Genomic DNA, 16961 nt, shown 5'->3' on the forward strand with positions numbered 1-16961 from the left:
TCGTTGGCCTTCGGCTACCGGTTACGGGCCTTCGGCCTCCGGTCACGGGCCACGGGTCACGGGTCTTGGCCACGGGCCACGGGCCACAGGTCGCGGGCCACCGTGCTGTCATCGTGGTGTCGTGGGAGGAGGCTGGGAGTCGGTCCTCCGGGGGTGGTGTTGGAAGACGGGCATTCGGTCGCTCGGGAAGTGGTTCGCAGGCGGGGGCGTGCCGTAGGACGACGTCTGTGCCCACTCGGTGGCGCTGCATTCCAAGTGGGCTGTGAAAGGGGTGTGGTGGAACGGACAAGGGTGATATTCGATGTCGTATGGGGGAGGGGCGCTTGCGTGGTCATGGCTGCATGGGATAAGACCCGACGAGTCGCCGTCCTTTAAGGAGATCGTTTAGTGACCGCAACCCTTCTCTCCGGCAAGGAACTGGCCGCCGCCATCCGCGCTGAGATCGCTGTGAAAGCGGCCGAGTTGTCGGCTGTCGGGGTGCGGCCCCGGCTCGCGGTCGTGTACGCGACGGCGGACGAGTCGGCCGCGTGGTATGTCCGGTTGATCGCAAAGACCGCGGAGAAGGTGGGAGTCGGGTGCGAGATCGTCGATCTCGGTCCCGACGCCTCGGAGCGGGATGTGCGTTACAAGCTCTCCTCGCTGAGCCTCGATCAGCGTGTGCACGGCATCATCCTCCAGACACCGCTGCCCCATGGAGTGAGGATGCAGGACGTCGCGCTGGCGATCGCCTTCGAAAAGGATGTCGACGGTGCCAATCCGCTGTCCCTGGGGCGGCTGGTGTCGGGACTGCCGGCGTTCGCGCCGACCACCGCCGAGGCCGTCGTCCGGCTGCTGGATCACCATCATGTCGAGCTGACGGGGCGGCGGGTCGCCGTGGTCGGACGGTCGGCGGTGGTGGGCAAGCCCGTCGCTCACCTTCTGCTGAACCAGAACGCCACCGTCACGGTGTGCCACTCCCGCACCAAGGATCTGGCCGAGGTGACCTCGTCGGCGGAAGTGGTCGTGGCGGCGGTGGGTAAGGCGGGGCTGATCACCGCGGATCACGTCGCGCCGGGGGCCGTTGTCGTGGATGTCGGGACGATCCCGACGGAGAGTGGCGGGATGGTCGGCGATGTGGAGGCAGAGGGAGTCGCCGCAAAGGCGGGGGCGCTCACTCCGGTGCCGGGAGGCGTCGGGCCGGTGACGACGGCCTTGCTGCTCCAGCACACCGTGCAGGCGGCCTCGCGCTGATCAAGCTCGCGCTGATCAAGCTCGCGCTGATCGAGACCGCGCTGATCGAGACCGCGCTGATCGAGACCGCGCTGATCGAGACCGCGCTGATCAAGCTCGCGCTGATCAAGGAGTGTGGCGACGATGCCAGGCAACGTACGGCATGGCGTCGGGTCTGGTGCGGACTCAAACGATGTCCCGATGTCCCATGTCTCGCGAAAGCATGACCTGGGCCGATGTTGAAAGGGAGCCTCGTACGGCGCAGCCGATGTCTCAGAGTGTGGGCATGTAGGTCTCAGGCACTCGGAGCCGTCTGCTAGTGTGCTGGGCATGCTGCGTGTGCTGCTCCTTAGCTGCCGCGGCGGGGGCCTCTAGGCCGGCTCCCTCGCCGCGGAGCGAGTCATGCGCGTCGGCCGTTTTTCGGAACCGACGAAAGAGCAGGTGAAGACCCCCATGAGCACAATGTTCGGCGACGCTTCCGAGCAGCAGTCAAGCCCTATGCCCTTCCACCGATATAGGCCTTACGCCCCGGTGGCCCTGCCTGATCGCACCTGGCCTGATCAGGTGATCGACAAGGCTCCGCGTTGGTGTGCGGTGGACCTGAGAGACGGCAACCAGGCGCTGGTCGACCCGATGGACTCCGACCGCAAGCTGAAGATGTTCGACCTGCTGGTCCAAATGGGTTACAAGGAGATCGAGGTAGGGTTCCCCGCCGCCTCGCAGACCGATTTCGACTTCGTCCGCCAGATCATCGAAGAGGGGCGCATCCCCGGCGATGTGGTTATCCAGGTGCTGACGCAGGCCAGGGCGGAGCTGATTGAGCGCACCTTTGAGGCGATCCGCGGGGCCAAGCAGGCGATTGTCCATCTCTACAACTCGACGTCCACGCTTCAGCGGCGTGTGGTGTTCGGCCAGGATCGCGAGGGCATCACGGCGATCGCCGTCGAGGGCGCGAAGCTGTGCAAGAAGCTCGCCGAGGACATGGGCGACACCGAGATCTACTTCCAATACTCCCCGGAGTCCTTCACCGGCACCGAGCTGGAATACGCGGTCGAGGTGTGCAACGCGGTCAACGACGTGTGGCAGCCGACGCCCGACCGCAAGGTGATCGTCAACCTGCCGTCCACCGTCGAGATGGCCACGCCCAACGTCTACGCCGACCAGATCGAGTGGATGCACCGCAATCTGGCCTACCGCGACTCGATCGTGTTGTCGCTGCACCCCCACAACGACCGGGGCACCGCCGTGGCCGCGGCTGAGCTGGGCTACATGGCGGGTGCGGACCGCATCGAGGGTTGCCTGTTCGGCAACGGCGAGCGCACCGGCAACGTCTGCCTGGTGACGCTGGGGATGAACCTCTTCTCACAGGGGATCGACCCGGAGGTCGACTTCAGTGAGATCGACGAGATCCGCCGCGTGGTCGAATACTGCAACCAGCTCCCGGTGCACCCGCGCCACCCCTACGGCGGCGAGCTCGTCTACACGGCCTTCTCCGGCTCGCACCAGGATGCGATCAAGAAGGGCCTGGAGCACCTCAACCGCGACGCCGCTCGGGCGGGCGTCGAGGTGGACGGCTTCGCCTGGGAGGTTCCGTACCTCCCGATCGACCCGAAGGACGTGGGCCGCACCTACGAGGCGGTCATCCGGGTCAACAGCCAGTCGGGCAAGGGCGGGGTCGCCTACATCATGAAGGCCGACCACAGCCTGGACCTGCCGCGGCGCCTGCAGATCGAGTTCTCCCGCGTGATCCAGGCTCGCACCGACGCGCAGGGCGGCGAGGTCACCGCGGCCGATATGTGGGATGCCTTCAAGGATGAATACCTCCCGAATCCCGCTCACCGCTGGGGCCGGTTGGCGCTGATGGCGCACCGCAGCGACTCCACGGTCGACGGCCGTGACCGCATCGCCGCGGATGTGCGGGTCGACGGTGAGATCCGGGAGATCGGCGGCAAGGGCAACGGCCCGATCTCGGCGTTCTGTGATGCGCTGAGCGGCATCGGCGTCCAGGTGCGTGTGCTCGACTACACCGAGCACGCGATGAGCGCCGGCACCGACGCGAAGGCCGCGTCCTACGTCGAGTGCGAGGTGCAGGGGCAGGTCCTGTGGGGTGTCGGGATCGACTCCAACACGACGACCGCGTCGCTGAAGGCCATCGTCTCGGCGGTCAACCGCGCGTCCCGCTGACGAAGCACACGCCCGGGGTGTACGGCAGTGCCGTACACCCCGGGTTTCTCATGCTTGGCGGCGAAGCCATGCTTGGCGGTGAAGCCAGGTGGCGGTGGACTGCGGCTTCAGCATTTTGATCTTGATGACAGGCTGTGGCCGAGCCTGGCTATCCCTTGAGGAGGACTGGTGACGGACCTATCGGTGGCACTGATCGGACTGGGCGACATCGCACAGAAGGCATATCTTCCGGCTTTGACCGCCATGCCTGGCCTGGACATCCGGTTGTGCACGCGGGACCGGGGCACGCTGGAGCGGCTGGGGGAGACCTATCGATTGTCCGGCCGCTTCACCTCTGTGGCGGATGTCGTGCGGTCGGGGATTCGTGCGGCCTTTGTGCACGCCGCCACGGAGGCCCACGTGGAGATCGTGGAGACCCTGCTGGAAGCCGGGGTGCACACCTACGTCGACAAGCCGCTCGCCGACAACCTGGAGGACGCCAAGCGGCTCGTACGGCTGGCGCAGGAGGCCGGCGTGAGCCTGACGGTGGGCTTCAACCGGCGATACGCACCCGGCTACGCGGACCTTGTGCAGCTCCCACGACACCTCATCCTCATGCAGAAGAACCGCCAGCAGCACCCCGATATCCCCCGACGGGTGATATTTGATGACTTCATTCATGTGGTGGACACGCTGCGCTTCCTCGCCCCCGGCGAGGTCACCGAACGGAGGATCCGCACCCGGATGGGCGAAGGCGGCCTGCTGGAGCACGTGGTGCTTGAGCTGTCCGGAGACGGGTTCACCGCCATCGGCGTGATGAACCGGCACAGCGGGTCGTCCGAGGAGAGTTGCGAGGTCTCGGGAAACGGCGTGAAGCGCCGCGTGAACAACCTGGCCGAGGTCGTCGACTACACGGGCGCCGAGGTGGTGACCCGCCGGGGAGACTGGACGCCGGTGGCCCGCCAGCGGGGCATCGAGCAGGTCTGCTCGGAGTTCCTGAACGCCGTCAGGGAAGGCCGGGTGCTCTCGGCCGAGGACACGCTGGCGACGCACGAGATCTGCGAGGAGATCGTCGCCGCGGCCGAAGGGCACGGCCCCTAACGAGGGTGACCAGGGCCGGCCGCCGCGCGCTCCGCCCGGGCCAGGAGGGTGCGGAAGGGGCGCTGCCACGTGGTGGTGATCAACGAGAAGCCGAGCGGGTCGCCGTAAGGTCCGGAGGAGGACGCGACGCCGGCGAGGGTGCCCCCGGCGATGACGGGGCCGCCGCTTCCGCCGCCGACGATCTGGCAGTTGCGGGTCAGCAGCAGTCCCATGCCGAACGTGTCCGAGTCACTGGCCTGAGCGCGGCATCTGTGCATATCGGCCCCCGAGTAGTGGAGGTCAGCGGGATAGCCGTACATATCCACCTCGGCCGTGCCCGTCCACCGCGGCCGGAGACGCGGCTTGAGCCCGGGACCGGTCACATCCTCCAGCAGCCTGTCCGCCCCCCGCCCCGAGCTCCGCACCGTGACCAGAGCGATGTCATAAGGCAACGATCGGAACGAATAGGGCCTGCTCCACCACCGCTCCGGCACCCAGCGGCGCACGGCGGGCCAGACGCCGAGGGGCGCCGTGCCGTCGCCCGCGCTGTTGTAGGCGGGCAGGAAGGCGACGTGGGTGAGCCGGCGCCGCCCGCCGCCCCGGTTGGCGAACACGCAGTGCGCCGCCGTGGCGACGAGGCTCTTGCTCTCGGAGCGCACCACGGCCGCTCCGCAGGTCAGGTCCTGCCCGGTGGCGGGGTCGTGACCGACCAGGAGCCCGGTGACCCGCTCCGGCCCCCGCCGGATGTAGGGACGGGCCACGGGGGCATAGCCGTATGAGTCGCCCCCGGGCGTGAGCACCTTGGTGGCGGGGATCGTGAGCGCCCGGAGGTTGAGGCGAAAAGGAAGGTCGGTCGGGAGAGCCGGACGGGCCCGGCGCACCCGCTCAGGCTGCCAATAACGGGCGACCTCGGCCGGGGACTCCTGCGAATGGCGCCAAGCAACGGCCCCGCCGACGGCAAACGGGTCGGCCGCCGGCTGCGCCGCGGATGCCACGGCCGTCGTCATCGCTATCGCGGTCACCCCTGTGAACACGCCTCCCCCTTCGCTCACCACCGCAGATTACTCACTGTGGCCTCACGCTCTGTTGAAGAACGGCTCTGCGTATGGGAACGGTGTCGATCGCTCACCCAGCGTGACGCCGGGGCGAACCGCTGTCGCCGATAGGGGATCGTGGTGTGAGATCGGGGTGTGGGAGCCGGGCCGCGGCGCCGTTCGCTGGAGGGAAGTGGGAATCGGTGGTTGAGCTGCTAGTGGGGCCGATGTTGCGCTATGTGGACTCCACCTGCGCCTCGATCTGGGTCGAGACCAGCGAGCCGTGCACGGTGCGGGTGACGGCGGGGGAGGCGAGCGCCGAGGCGCGGACGTTCACGGTGCACGGGCACCATTACGCCGTCGTCGATCTCGACCGGCTGACGAGCGAGCCCGTGGCGTACTCGGTGGCGCTGCAAGGGCGAAAGGTGTGGCCGGTCGAGGGGATGCCGCCCAGTGTGGTGCGGGCCATGCCGGAGGCGGGGCCGAGGCGTGTGGTCTTCGGCTCGTGCCGCTCCAGCCTGCCGCACGACGCGCCGCACATCGAGTCGCACGGCGTGGACATGCTGCATGAATATGCGATCCGGATGGCGGCCTCACCCGTCGAGGAGTGGCCGGATCTGCTGCTGATGATCGGCGATCAGGTCTACGCGGACGAGCCCACCGGGGATGTGCTTGAGGCCATCCGCGAGCGCAGGAAGCCGGGCGAGGAGCCGGTGGACGAGCTCGCGGACTTCGACGAATACGCCGCGCTCTACCGCCAGGCGTGGGGCGATCCCGAGGTGCGGTGGCTGCTGTCCACGCTGTCCAGCGCCATGATCTTCGACGATCACGACCTGCGGGACGATTGGAACACCTCCGCGTCCTGGCGCGCGAAGATGGCGCAGGTCTCCTGGTGGCCGCGGAGGGTGGCCGCCGGTCTCGGGTCGTATTGGGTCTATCAGCACCTCGGCAACCTCAGCCCTGCCGAGCGCGGCAAAGACCCCGTTCTCGCCGCGATCCGCGCACTCGACGGCGACGGGGCCGAGCTGCTGGACGCCTTCGCGCTGCGGGCCGACGCCGAGCCCGAGGGCACGCGGTGGAGCTACGCGCGTGACATGGGGAGTGTGCGGCTCATCATGCTGGACACGCGGGCCGCCCGCAGACTCACCCCCGGCGACCGGCGCATGGTCGACACGGGGGAGTGGGAATGGCTCGCCGAGCAGGTGGTGGGCGCGCGGTCGATGGACAACCTGCTGATCGGCTCGTCGGTCCCTGTGCTGCTGCCGGTGGGCATCCACCACGTGGAGAGCTGGAACGAAGCCCTCTGCGACGGCGCCTGGGGCAAGCGCGTGGCCCGCTGGGCCGAGGCCGTGCGGCAAATGGTGGATCTGGAGCACTGGGCGGCGTTCCGCCGCTCCTTTGAGGAGTTGTCGCGCATGCTCGTGGCCTGCGGCACGCGGGTGATCCTTCTCTCCGGCGACGTGCACTACTCATATCTCGCGCGGTTGCGTGGCGGCCGGGTCTACCAGGTCGTCTGCTCGCCGATCCGCAACCCGCTCGGCCGGCTGATCCTGTGGGCCAACGTCGTGGCCGGGTTCGGCATCGCCGGTGCCGGCGGCTGGGTGCTCGCCCGCCTGGCCAGGGTGCCGCGCCCGCCGTACAAGTGGAAGATCGACGAGGGGCCGTGGTTCCACAACGCCCTGTCCACGGTCGAGCTGCGCGGCCTGCCCACGATCATCTGGGAGGGCCCGGCCGACGGGCCTGACCGCGGCTCGGGGGCCGGCATCGCCGAGCTGCACCGCGCGACCCTGGAGGCCTAGAACCGGCCAGGAAGGACCCTGGAACGACGTGTACGGCATGAGCCCCGGCCGGGCTCATGCCGTACACGCTTGGCCGCCTAACGGGCCGACAGCTCCTTCAGGGCGTCGGCGAGCTGGGCTACGGCGAAGGCGAGGTCCTCCTCGGCGACGACGATCGGCGGGGCGAGCCGGATCGTCGAGCCGTGGGTGTCCTTGGCCAGCACGCCGCGCTTGAGCAGCGCCTCGCAGACCTCGCGTCCGGTGGCGATCGACGGGTCGATGTCGACACCGGCCCACAGGCCCCGGGTGCGTACGGTGACCACGCCCTGGCCGACGAGCCCGAGCAGCCCGGCGTGGAGCACCTCGCCGAGGCGCGCCGCCCGCTCCTGGAACTCGCCGGTGCCGAGGATGTCGACCACGGCGCGGCCGACGGCGCAGGCCAGCGGGTTGCCGCCGAACGTGGAGCCGTGCGTGCCGGGCTTGATGACGCCGAGCACGTCGCTGTTCGCGGCGACGGCAGAGACGGGGATGACGCCGCCGCCGAGGGCCTTGCCCATGATGTACATGTCGGGGACGACACCCTCGTGCTCGACGGCGAACGTCTTGCCCGTGCGGCCGAGGCCCGACTGGATCTCGTCCGCGATGAACAGCACGTTGTTCTCGGTGCAGAGCTCACGGACCTGGGTCAGGTAGCCGTCCGGCGGGATCAGCACGCCCGCCTCGCCCTGGATGGGCTCCAGGAGCACCGCGACGGTGTTCTCGTCGATGGCGTCCCTGATCGCCTCGGCCGTGCCGTACTTCACGATGCGGAAGCCCGGCGTGTAGGGACCGAAGTGGTCATGGGCGACGGGGTCGGTGGAGAAGCTGACGATCGTGGTGGTGCGCCCGTGGAAGTTGTCCTCCATCACGATGATGTTGGCCTGGTCGGGGGCGACGCCCTTGACCTGGTAACCCCACTTGCGGGCGACCTTGATCGCGGTTTCGACGGCTTCGGCGCCGGTGTTCATCGGCAGGACCATGTCCTTGCCGGTGAGGTCGGCCAGACCGGCGCAGAAGTCGGCGAACTGGTCGTGGTAGAAGGCCCGGCTGGTCAGGGTGAGCCGGTCGAGCTGGGCCCGCGCGGCGGCCAGGATCTTCTCGTTGCCGTGGCCGAAGTTCAGCGAGGAATATCCGGCCAGGCAGTCGAGGTAGCGCCTGCCGTCGACGTCGGTGACCCAGGCGCCGTCGGCTTGGCTGATCACGACCGGAAGCGGGTGATAGTTGTGGGCGCTGCGGCGCTCACTGAGTTCGATCAGCTTGTCGGTCGTGCTCATCGTTCCTGTTCCCCATTCGGTGTGTCGTCTGCCCAGATGGCCGTATACGAGGGGCCACGTGGGGATTATTCACGGATCTCCAAGGTGCAGCACTTCGGCCCGCCACCGGCCTTGAGGAGCTCGGAGAGGTCGACCGGGACGACCTCATATCCGCGGCGCTTCAGCTCCAGCGTCAGGTCGCTCGCGGCGGCCGAGACCACGACGTTGGCGCCGTCGCTGACGGCGTTCAGGCCGAGCACGGCGGCGTCGTTCGCGGTCGCGATCACCGCGTCCGGGAAGAGGTGGCGGAGGACCTCCTGGCTCCCTTGAGAGAACGCTCCCGGGTAGTAGGCGATATTCCGCCCGTCGAGGGGGAAGAGCGCGGTGTCGAGGTGGTAGAACCGCGGATCGGTGAGTTTGAGGGTGATCACCGGGCGGCCAAGGAACTCCTGCGCCTCGGCGTGTGCGGTGGGGTCGGTGCGAAAGCCCGTGCCGGCGAGGATGAAGTCGTCCAGGGGGAGGAAGTCGCCTTCGCCCTCGTTGGTGAAGGTGGGCTCCATACGCGTGTCGTAGCCGTTGGCCGCGAACCACCCGAGATAGGCGGGGCCCTCGGCGGCCCGCTCCTTGTGCGCGAACTTCGCGCCGTAGACGCGGCCGCCGACGACCAGTGCGCCGTTGGCGGCGAACACCATGTCGGGCAGGCCTTCGACCGGGTCGATCAGGCTGACCTTGTGTCCGAGCTCCTCGTAGGCGTTCTTGAGGCTCTCCCACTGGGTGACCGCGAGATCGCGATCGGCGCCGGCTTCGGGGTCCATCCACGGGTTGATCGCATATTCCACCGTGAAGTGCTCCGGCCGACACATCAGGTAGTGCCTCTTCTGCGCCACGTGTCACTCTCCATGCGAAAAAACGGGGTCGTTGGGGACAGCAGCAGCCTAGAAACCGTGTTTTCGCAGGCCAAGAGCCTGATATTGCGCGTTGACGCTAATCGATTGCGTCTATCAGCCGATCCGCGGTGATCCGTTGCGTTCCATCACAAGAGGGGTGTCGAGGAGGCGGGAGAGCACTATGGAGCTCTTAGTACGGATGACGAACGCCTCGGACGCGATGCGCTCGATCACCTTCTCCACGTGGCGCATATCGGTGGCCCTGATGTGCAGGAGAGCGTCGGCCTCCCCGGTGACCGTGCAGGCGGAGACGATCTCCGGATGGCGCGCGACGGCCCGCCCGATCTCGACCGGCGAGGTCTTGCCCCGGCAGAACAGCTCGACATATGCCTCGGTGGTCCACCCGAGGGCGGCGGGCTCGACCTTGGCGGTGAACCCGGTGATCGCCCCGTGCTCCCGCAACCGGTCGACCCGCCGTTTGACAGCCGAGGCCGACAGGCCCACCTGCTGGCCTATTTCTGCATATGTCGATCGGGCATCTGCGATCAGCGCCCCGATGATGTCACGGTCCAACCGGTCGAGCTCCACGGTGACCTGTATACAGCCATTCGGGCGGACGAAATGCCGAAGGGGGCTCGCGTCCTCCGACACGAGCCCCCTTGGGGAGAACGGTCAGGCTTTGTCGGCCTCGCCCGTGGCCTGCTCCAGGGCCTCCTCGGGCGACTGCTCCAGGTCCTGCTCGGCGGCGGCCTGGGCCGACGCCTTGTCGAGGCGCACCCAGCTCGTCACGCTCTCCACGGCGAACAGCACGAACAGGTAGGCCGTGAGCACAACCAGCACCGGCGTCAACATCTCAAGCGCGGCGCCCGCGCCGAGCACGAGCAGCCGCACCTCCCAGCCGAGCCCGGCCTGGAACACCCAGGCGGGCGGCCAGATGCTCTGCCTGGTCCGGTAGACCGTGTCGTACGTGTGGTAACCCACCACGTAAATCAACACGAACAGGAGCCACTGGGGCGCCCCTGCCGTCAACCCGACAAGCAGCACGACCGTGAACTCGGTGGCCCGGATCAGCGGCGGGGCAAGCCAGTCGAATCTGCCCAGATGATCACGCGGCACCGTAGGCAACACCAGCAACACCATGATCAACACAGGGATTAGCAGGCTCGGCCCCGGCTCAAGCAGCCCGGCGACCGCAACGGCGACGATCGCGATCAGGGCGACCAGCGTCGAGGCCACGGGCGGCAGGCCGCGGCCCAGCTTGTGGCGGAGCGCGCCGGCGAGCGGCCCGTCGTCGCGGTAGGCGAGCAACCGCGCGGTCTGGATGCGCCGGCGCTCCTCGTCCGGGTCGGGGGTTTGCGCGGAGACGGCCTGGGGCTGAGTGATCATGCGAGCGACCTCGGGGGACGTCCGGTTAGCGGGTGGTGGGGGGTACGGCGCGGCGCCGATAGGCCGGCCGTCACGCGAGCGACCTCATCAGGCGGCCCGTGAGGGAGTAGGTGGCGGCGATGCTGCCCCAGATCACCAAGGTGAGGAAGGTGACCCTCGGCTCGAAGAAGGCCGCGGTGATCGCGATGGCGGCGAAACGCTCGCCGATCGGGAAGACGATCATCTTCCGGGCCCAGTGGACCGGGCGGAACTTCCCAGCCTTCGTCCACATCTTCAGAAGACCGCGCACACCGGTGTTGCGCGTCGCCCTGCGGGTCTCAAGCGCACGCCGCAGATCGGTGTCGGAGACGGCGGACAGGGCCAGCGTCGGCAGCGGGGACGGCGGCTTGCGGCGGTTCGCCGCGCCGAAGGAGAAGTCCAGCAGGTGGCGGATCGACTGCACGCCGAGAGCGATCAGCGCGAGCGTCCACACGTCGCCGTATCCGGCCACGACGGAGCCCACGGCGAGCCCCGCCATGACCACGTATTCCTTGAACCGGTCGAACGTCGCGTCCAGCCACGCGCCCAGCACCCCGAACTTGCGTGCATAACGGGCAACCTGGCCGTCCACGCAGTCGAAGACGAACGCGAAGTAGATCAGGATCGCTCCGGCGACCGCACCGCCCCGGGTGCCGGTGGCGAACGCCAGCGCCGCCGCCACACCCATCGCGATGGAGATCAGCGTCACCTGGTTGGGGGTCAGGCCGCGCCGCGCCGCCCAGCGGGCGATGTAACGCGAGTAGGTGCTGACGAAGAAGGTCGTGAAGAAGCCGTCCGCGCCCTTGACCGCGTTGTTCAGCTTCGCCTTGTCCTCGTTGATCTCCGACATCGCCGCCAGGGCCTCGTCGGCCTCGGACTGCGAGTGGACGCGGGAGAAGAACAGGTCACGCCTGCCGCGCACACCGACGGACACGCCCCGCCGTACGAGCCCGAAGACCAAGAGCTGCACGAGATCGTCGTCGTCGCCGAACAGATGCGCCATGTCGGCCATCTCGCGGGCGACCTCGGCGAGGGTTGCCGCATGTCTTTGGTGCAGGTGCAGCGGGCCGAGCAGCACGGCGTTGGGGCGGGTCACCATGTGGTGCGCCGTGCCGACCGACACCACGCGGGAACGCCCTGCGCGCGCTCGCACCTTCAGGGACTCAAGGACCTGATGGCCGATCTCGGGGTCGGCCTCGTCGATCGGGACGTGGTCGGGAATCTCCTCGGCGCTGTCCTCGTCCGGGCGCGGCACCTTCGCGATGAGCGCCTGCGCTCCGCGCTTGGCCTTGGAGAGCTGATAGATCAGCTCGTCGTGGATCAGCGAGTTGGTGGGGATGATGAAGAGGTTCTCGGTGCTGTGCTCCACGGCGTCGGCCACGGCGCGCAGATCATCGGCCAGATCACGAGTCTGGTCCACATGGCCGGGGTGGCCCGCGGCCGAGCGTGTGATCGTGATCGGATTGGGATCCAGCGACGCGAGCTGGCTGTGAAGTCGCTCGGTCACCGTGGGCGCGCCGGGCAGCGAAGCCAGCTTGATGCCGGTGGGGGATGAGTGGGGGCCGGGCGATGAGCCCAGCAGGACCACGCGGGTCATGTCACCCTTTCGAGGCGTGCGAGGGGGCGGGTAAAAACGCGGCGCGGGGGACGTCGCCAGAGGTCAAAGTCTAATGACGCTGAGGGTCAAGCGGGCGCACTGCGGCTTTAGCTGTGATTCTTCCGCGACCAGCATCCCTAAAATGGATGGGTGAGCCTGTATAGGGACGAGGGCGTCGTCCTCCGCACCCACAAACTTGGTGAGGCTGATCGCATCATCACCATCCTCACCAAACGCATGGGTAAAGTGCGGGGGGTGGCCAAGGGCGTGCGGCGCACGACGTCCAAGTTCGGGGCCAGGCTTGAACCCTTCACCCACGTCGACGTGCAGTTTCACACCGGGCGCAGCCTGGATGTGATCACGCAGGCCGAGACCATCAGGCCTTACGGCGAAGCCCTCGTGACCGACTATCCTCGCTACACGGCGGGCATCGCCATGCTGGAGACCGCCGACCGGCTCACCGTCGCGGAGAAGGAGCCCGCGCTCCGCCAGTTCCTGCTGCTCGTCGGCGGCCTGCGCACCCTCGCCGAGCGGGCCCATGAGGCCAGACTCGTGCTCGACGCATACTTCCTGCGATCACTAGCAGTGGCCGGCTACGCCCCCGCCCTGGAGGCGTGCGCCAAGTGCCGGACTCCTGCCGTACGCGCCTTCGCGATCGTCGAGGGCGGCGTGGTGTGCGGCGGTTGCCGCCCGCCGGGGGCTGCGGTGCCGGCCGGGGAGACGATCGCACTCATGGCCGCGCTCATGCGCGGTGACTGGGCCGGCGCCGACGCCTCGCAGTCGCGCCACCGGTCCGAATGCAGCGGCCTGGTGGCCGCCTACCTCCAGTGGCATCTGGAGCACGGCATCCGGTCCCTCAAACACGTTGAAAGGGAGCAGATACAAGGTGAAAGTCCGTCCCCCGTCACAACATCCGTCGGGCGCGATCCCGCCTCCTATCCCGCGTGACCTGGTCCCGCGTCACGTGGCGATCGTGATGGACGGGAACGGCAGATGGGCCAAGCAGCGGGGGCTCCCGCGCGTCGAGGGTCACAAGATGGGCGAGTCATCGCTCTTCGATGTGATCGAGGGGGCCATCGAGCTTGGCGTCCCCTACCTGTCGGCTTATGCGTTCTCCACGGAGAACTGGAAGCGGTCGCCCGATGAGGTGCGGTTCCTCATGGGGTTCAACCGCGATGTGATCCGCCGTCGCCGTGACGAGCTGCACGCGATGGGCGTGCGTGTGCGCTGGGCCGGGCGGCCCGGGCGGTTGTGGAGGAGCGTGATCTCCGAGCTCACCGACGCCGAGGAGATGACCAAGCACAACCGCACCCTGACCTTGCAGTTCTGCGTCAACTACGGCGGGCGCTCGGAGATCGTCGACGCGGCGGTCAAACTCGCCGCGGACATCGCCGCCGGGCGCGTCAAGCCGGGCAAGGTCACCGAGAAGGTCTTCGCCCGCTACCTGGACGAGCCTGAGATTCCCGACGTCGACCTGTTCCTGCGGTCCTCCGGGGAGCAGCGCACGTCCAACTTCCTGCTTTGGCAGTCGGCTTATGCGGAGATGGTGTTCCTCAACCGGCTCTGGCCGGACTTCGACCGGCGTGACCTGTGGGACGCCTGTGAACAATACGCCAAGCGCGACCGGCGGTACGGCGGAGCCATCCCCAACGAGGTCAGACCCTGACCCTCGCGCCTGTCAGGGCCTGCCCCGTGGTTTACCGGCGCTTTCAGAGCCGACCCCCCACCGTCCCTGATCCGGGGCTTACGGGCGTTTTCAGGCCCGTGCCTCCAGCGTCCCTGATCCGTGGCTTGCGGGCGCTTCAGGGCCGCGCCCCCGCGCTCGTGCGGCCCTGATCCGGGGCTTACGGGCGCTCTCAGGCCCGCGCCCCCAGCGTCCCTTCTCCGTGGCTTGCGGGCGTTTTCAGGCCCGGAGGCCGTCCGCGCCCCTCAGGCCCTGCTCTACGTCTCTCATGTCCGCAGGCTGTGCCGTTCGGCCCAGTCGGCCAAGGCGGAGGCGATCGCCGCCGGCTGATCCTCCGGGGTGTGGTGGCCCGCGATTGCCCCGTGTGCGCTGATCTCCAGGCCGGCGAAGGTGGCGGCGCACCAGTCGACGACCTCCGGGGTGGTCATCGTGCCGGGGCCGGGCGCGAAGGTGAGCATGAGCTTGGGCACCTCGGCGCTCGCCGCCAGCCACTCGACGTAGGCCGCGACCCTGGCCACCACGTCGGCCGGCTCGCCGCCGAGCGGCATCGATCGGGCCCACTGGAGCAGCGGGAGGCGGCCGGCGCGCGTGGGATAGGGCATGCGGTAGACGTCGAGGTCCTCCTCGGCGAGGCCCGTGGCGACGCTGCCGGGCAACAGCCGCTCGATGAAGGCGTTGTCGTCCAGGATCATGGCCTCCCCGACGCCCGGCGTTTTGATCGAACGGAACAGGTCGCCCCCGCCCTCGGGGAACTCTTCCCAGGACAGCGGTTTCACGATCGTCTCGGTGAACGCGAGGCCGCGCACCCGGGCAGGGTGCCTGGCCGCCCAGTCGAAGGCCAGTGCCCCGCCCCAGTCGTGCCCGACGAGCACCACACCATCGAGATCGAGCGTGTCGAACCACGCGTCCAGATAGCGGGAGTGGTCGGCAAAGGTGTACGCGATGTCTGGCTTGCCGGACTCACCCATGCCGATCAGGTCGGGAGCCAACCGGCGTCCCGGGTCGCCGACGGCCGGGAGGACATGCCGCCACAGATGGGAGGAGGTCGGGTTGCCGTGGAGAAAGACCATCGGTGTTCCCGCGCCGACCTCGCGATAGAAGATCCTTGAGCCGAGCACGCTTACGGTGGGCATGACTCCTGCCTCTCAGTCGGTGCCGGGCCCCGGTCATGCGCCGGGACCCGGGCACAGGGATCAGCGGAAGGCGGCGACGTTCCGCGCCGCCCACTCGCCGTAGGTGCGCGCCGGACGGCCGAGAAGCCGTTCGACCGCCGGGCTCACCAGCCGCTCGGCGGCGGACGGGGCGCCCAGAAGGTCGAGAGTGGCGTCGACGACCGCCTCCGGCATGAAACGCACCAGCAGCGCCCTGGCCTCGTCACGGCTCTGCTCGGCGAACCGCACCGGTGTTCCCAGCGCGTCGCCGATCGCACGCGCCTGCTCCCGCGGGGAGACCGGCTCCGGGCCGGTGAGCTCGTAGATCTGCCCGCTGTGGCCGGCGTCGCGCAGCACCGTCGCCGCGACCTCCGCGATGTCGGACGGGTCGATGAACGGCAGAGCCACATCGCCGAACGGCGCGGCCACCGCCTTTTGCTCACGCACACCCGCCGCCCACCCGAAGGTGTTGGAGTGGAAACCGCCGGGTCGCAGGATCGTCCACGCGAGCTCCGATGCCCGCAGATCGTCCTCCGCCGCGCGCAGGAGAGAGTAGGGCGGAACCGCAGGCCGCGTGCCCGCGGCCTGAGAGGAGAGCAGGACGACCCGCTTGATCCCGGCCTCCCGCGCGATGTCCAGCAGGGCCCGCCGGTCCAGGCTCGCGGGTCCGGCGAGGAGTTCACCGGAGAGCAGGAGGAACAGCGCCTCGGCTCCCTCGAAGGCAGGTCCGAGGCTTTCCGGCGCTGCCAGATCGCCCGTCCTGTGTTCCACGTTCTCCAGCGCCTCCACACCCGCACCGCGGCGCGAAACCGCCGTCACCCGCTCACCCGCCGCCGCGAGCACCCGGACAAGCGGTGCTCCGACGTTCCCCGTCGCCCCCGTCACCACGATCATGATCGCCTCCCGTATCCGCTGCTTCCGGTCACGCCGCGGCGGGATCCCGTCGCGACTCGGCGACGCTAACATCCTCGCTATAGTAGGTACCTAGAGGAAAGTGACTACCCCATGGACATCCAGTGAGCGGGAAAACGGACCCCGAAGCGCTCCCCGAGCAGGCGTGCCCGATCGCCCCGGTCGTCGAGATCGTCTTCAGCCGGTGGACGACCCCGATCCTGTGGGCCCTCCACGAGTTCGGCAGGCAACGCTTCGTCGAACTCGAGTGCCGCATCACCACGATCACCCCCAAGGTGCTGACGCAGCGCCTGCGGCAACTGGAGCGCGACGGCCTCGTCGTGCGCACCTACCACCCCGAGATCCCGCCCCGGGTGGAATACGAGATCAGCGACCTGGGCCGCAGCCTCGGCCCCCTGTTCGCCTCACTCACCCAGTGGGCCGACACCAACTTGCCCGAAGTCGAGCGCTCCCGGCACAACTACGACAACACCACCGCGCCGCGGACCTGAGACCCGCCTCTCCGTCGGCCGGTGCGCCCCGCCGGACCCCTGCTCCGCGACCCTGCTGCGTCGGAACCCTGCCCAGTGGCACGGCGCTCGGTGGTACGGCGGAGCCGTCTCCGTGGCCAGGCCCCTTGGCCACGCTTCGTGACCCTGTTCGGCGGTACGCCTGAGCAGGGTCACGGTTCAGCGGTACGGCGGAGCAGGGTCACGCAAGCCCGATCCGTGGGAGCGGGAAACTGTCGGTAGGGAGGGCTAAGCTGCGGTCCTTGTCAGGTGGGGTACGAG

The 16961-nt window shown here is 68.6% G+C and carries 15 protein-coding genes; 7 read left to right on the forward strand and 8 right to left on the reverse strand.

Annotation, left to right across the window (positions count from 1 at the left end):
* Positions 1–387: 387 nt before the first annotated feature.
* From Ssi02_RS01005 to Ssi02_RS01015, 3 genes are all read left to right on the forward strand, one after another.
* Positions 388–1230, forward strand: a complete 843-nt coding sequence (locus tag Ssi02_RS01005) for a bifunctional 5,10-methylenetetrahydrofolate dehydrogenase/5,10-methenyltetrahydrofolate cyclohydrolase (protein WP_204020063.1) — start codon at positions 388–390, stop codon at positions 1228–1230.
* A 432-nt stretch (positions 1231–1662) separates the two neighbouring features.
* Positions 1663–3393: a 2-isopropylmalate synthase gene (leuA, locus tag Ssi02_RS01010; protein WP_373870060.1), complete on the forward strand. Its 1731-nt coding sequence runs from the start codon at positions 1663–1665 to the stop codon at positions 3391–3393.
* A gap of 168 nt (positions 3394–3561) precedes the next feature.
* On the forward strand, positions 3562–4473 hold the full coding sequence (locus Ssi02_RS01015) for a Gfo/Idh/MocA family protein (protein WP_239128489.1): 912 nt from the start codon (positions 3562–3564) through the stop codon (positions 4471–4473).
* On the opposite strand, the gene Ssi02_RS01020 is transcribed toward Ssi02_RS01015, so the two are convergent.
* A complete protein-coding gene (locus Ssi02_RS01020) occupies positions 4470–5486 on the reverse strand; it encodes a trypsin-like serine peptidase (protein ID WP_204020064.1) in 1017 nt (338 codons plus the stop codon). The two genes, Ssi02_RS01015 and Ssi02_RS01020, sit on opposite strands and share 4 nt — an antisense overlap.
* Positions 5487–5689: 203 nt before the next feature.
* Here Ssi02_RS01020 and Ssi02_RS01025 point away from each other — a divergent pair, with 203 nt between their 5' ends.
* Positions 5690–7285, forward strand: a complete 1596-nt coding sequence (locus tag Ssi02_RS01025) for an alkaline phosphatase D family protein (protein ID WP_239128490.1) — start codon at positions 5690–5692, stop codon at positions 7283–7285.
* A 77-nt stretch (positions 7286–7362) separates the two neighbouring features.
* Here the strand turns inward: Ssi02_RS01025 and rocD are convergent, their stop codons facing one another.
* The 5 genes from rocD to Ssi02_RS39205 form a co-directional block, all read right to left on the reverse strand.
* A complete protein-coding gene (gene rocD, locus Ssi02_RS01030; RefSeq protein WP_204020065.1) occupies positions 7363–8577 on the reverse strand; it encodes an ornithine--oxo-acid transaminase in 1215 nt (404 codons plus the stop codon).
* 65 nt (positions 8578–8642) lie between these two features.
* Complete coding sequence (gene ddaH / locus Ssi02_RS01035; protein WP_373870061.1) at positions 8643–9443, reverse strand: dimethylargininase; 801 nt, start codon at positions 9441–9443, stop codon at positions 8643–8645.
* A 114-nt stretch (positions 9444–9557) separates the two neighbouring features.
* Positions 9558–10031, reverse strand: coding sequence for an Lrp/AsnC family transcriptional regulator (locus Ssi02_RS01040; RefSeq protein ID WP_204020067.1), 474 nt, complete (start codon positions 10029–10031; stop codon positions 9558–9560).
* 84 nt (positions 10032–10115) lie between these two features.
* Positions 10116–10829: a DUF5941 domain-containing protein gene (locus tag Ssi02_RS39200; protein ID WP_204020069.1), complete on the reverse strand. Its 714-nt coding sequence runs from the start codon at positions 10827–10829 to the stop codon at positions 10116–10118.
* Between the two features lie 70 nt (positions 10830–10899).
* Positions 10900–12444 (reverse strand): CDP-alcohol phosphatidyltransferase family protein, encoded by a 1545-nt coding sequence (locus Ssi02_RS39205; protein WP_204020071.1) that lies wholly within the window; start codon positions 12442–12444, stop codon positions 10900–10902.
* A gap of 150 nt (positions 12445–12594) precedes the next feature.
* On the opposite strand from Ssi02_RS39205, the gene recO reads away from it, so the two are divergent.
* Both recO and Ssi02_RS01060 read left to right on the forward strand, forming a co-directional pair.
* The gene (recO, locus tag Ssi02_RS01055) at positions 12595–13392 is read left to right on the forward strand and encodes a DNA repair protein RecO (protein ID WP_204020072.1); all 798 of its coding nucleotides are present in this window, start codon (positions 12595–12597) and stop codon (positions 13390–13392) included.
* Positions 13331–14110, forward strand: coding sequence for an isoprenyl transferase (locus Ssi02_RS01060; RefSeq protein ID WP_204020073.1), 780 nt, complete (start codon positions 13331–13333; stop codon positions 14108–14110). Before recO ends, Ssi02_RS01060 begins: the two co-directional genes overlap by 62 nt.
* A 284-nt stretch (positions 14111–14394) precedes the next feature.
* On the opposite strand, the gene Ssi02_RS01065 is transcribed toward Ssi02_RS01060, so the two are convergent.
* Together Ssi02_RS01065 and Ssi02_RS01070 are read right to left on the reverse strand one after the other, a co-directional pair.
* Complete coding sequence (locus tag Ssi02_RS01065; protein ID WP_204020074.1) at positions 14395–15261, reverse strand: haloalkane dehalogenase; 867 nt, start codon at positions 15259–15261, stop codon at positions 14395–14397.
* A gap of 60 nt (positions 15262–15321) precedes the next feature.
* Positions 15322–16173, reverse strand: a complete 852-nt coding sequence (locus tag Ssi02_RS01070) for an NAD(P)H-binding protein (RefSeq protein ID WP_204020075.1) — start codon at positions 16171–16173, stop codon at positions 15322–15324.
* 122 nt (positions 16174–16295) lie between these two features.
* Between Ssi02_RS01070 and Ssi02_RS01075 the strand changes: the two genes are divergently transcribed.
* Positions 16296–16682, forward strand: coding sequence for a winged helix-turn-helix transcriptional regulator (locus Ssi02_RS01075; RefSeq protein ID WP_204020076.1), 387 nt, complete (start codon positions 16296–16298; stop codon positions 16680–16682).
* The last annotated feature ends 279 nt before the right edge of the window (positions 16683–16961 follow it).

The organism is Sinosporangium siamense, assembly GCF_016863435.1.
In the GTDB taxonomy this organism is placed as follows: Bacteria; Actinomycetota; Actinomycetes; order Streptosporangiales; family Streptosporangiaceae; genus Sinosporangium; species Sinosporangium siamense.

Bases quoted from the DNA above. Each gene is read 5' to 3' on its own strand.
- leuA (WP_373870060.1), top strand. From the start codon at position 1,663: ATGAGCACAATGTTCGGCGACGCTTCCGAGCAGCAGTCAAGCCCTATG.
- rocD (WP_204020065.1), bottom strand. From the start codon at position 8,577: ATGAGCACGACCGACAAGCTGATCGAACTCAGTGAGCGCCGCAGCGCC.
- Ssi02_RS39200 (WP_204020069.1), bottom strand. From the start codon at position 10,829: ATGATCACTCAGCCCCAGGCCGTCTCCGCGCAAACCCCCGACCCGGAC.
- Ssi02_RS39205 (WP_204020071.1), bottom strand. From the start codon at position 12,444: ATGACCCGCGTGGTCCTGCTGGGCTCATCGCCCGGCCCCCACTCATCC.
- Ssi02_RS01065 (WP_204020074.1), bottom strand. From the start codon at position 15,261: ATGCCCACCGTAAGCGTGCTCGGCTCAAGGATCTTCTATCGCGAGGTC.
- Ssi02_RS01070 (WP_204020075.1), bottom strand. From the start codon at position 16,173: ATGATCGTGGTGACGGGGGCGACGGGGAACGTCGGAGCACCGCTTGTC.